The 826-nt window shown below is 38.1% G+C and carries 1 protein-coding gene; it reads right to left on the reverse strand.

Going from position 1 to position 826, the window contains the following annotated elements; all coding sequences use genetic code 11:
• Positions 1-704: ISL3 family transposase (locus ACIY14_RS09435; protein ID WP_409002380.1), on the reverse strand; the 704-nt coding region annotated here is incomplete at its 3' end.
• Between the last annotated feature and the right edge of the window lie 122 nt (positions 705-826).

The raw sequence follows: 826 nt of genomic DNA on the forward strand, positions 1-826 counted from the left end.
TGAAAGCGGTCGAGAACGATTTTTGCATTTGGAAAAAGTTTTCTAGCAATATCGTAGTAGGGACTAAACATATCCATGGTAATGACTTTCACACGACTTCTTACCTGTCTAGAATAACGAAGGAAATGATTGCGAATAGTTGCTTGAGTCCGTCCATCTAGGATAGCTACGATCTTTTTGGAATCAAAATTCTGTGCAATGAAGCTCATCTTCCCTTTCTTGAAGCCATACTCATCCCAAGACATGTGAGTTGGAAGAAAAGATAAATCTGTCTTGAATTTGAATTCTTTCAATTTACGAATGACTGTCGAAGTAGAGACCGATAAACTTTCGGCGATAGCTGTCATAGGGACTTTCTCGATTAATTTTTGAGTGATTTTCTGGTTGACGATGGTCGCGATTTGGTGATTTTTCTTGACGAGAGAGGTTTCGGCGACCGCTATTTTCGAACACTGATAACACTTAAAACGTCGCTTTCTAAGGAGAATTCTAGTAGGCATACCAGTTGTTTCAAGGTAAGGAATTTTGGAAGGTTTTTGGAAGTCATATTTCTTCATTTGATTTCCGCAATCAGGACAAGATGGGGCGCCGTAGTCCAGTTTAGCGATGATTTCCTTGTGTGTATCTCTATTAACAACATCCATAATTTGGATATTGGAGTCTTTGATATCGAGTAGTCTTGTGATAAAATGTAATGGTTCCATATGATTCTTTCTAATGATGGTTTGGTCGCTTTTCATTATAGATCATATGGGACTTTTTTCTACAACAAAATAGGCTCCATAATCCCTATGGTGGTTTTACCCACTACAGAAATTATAGAGCC

The organism is Streptococcus sp. ST16 (genome assembly GCF_046098135.1).
Classification (GTDB): domain Bacteria; phylum Bacillota; class Bacilli; order Lactobacillales; family Streptococcaceae; genus Streptococcus.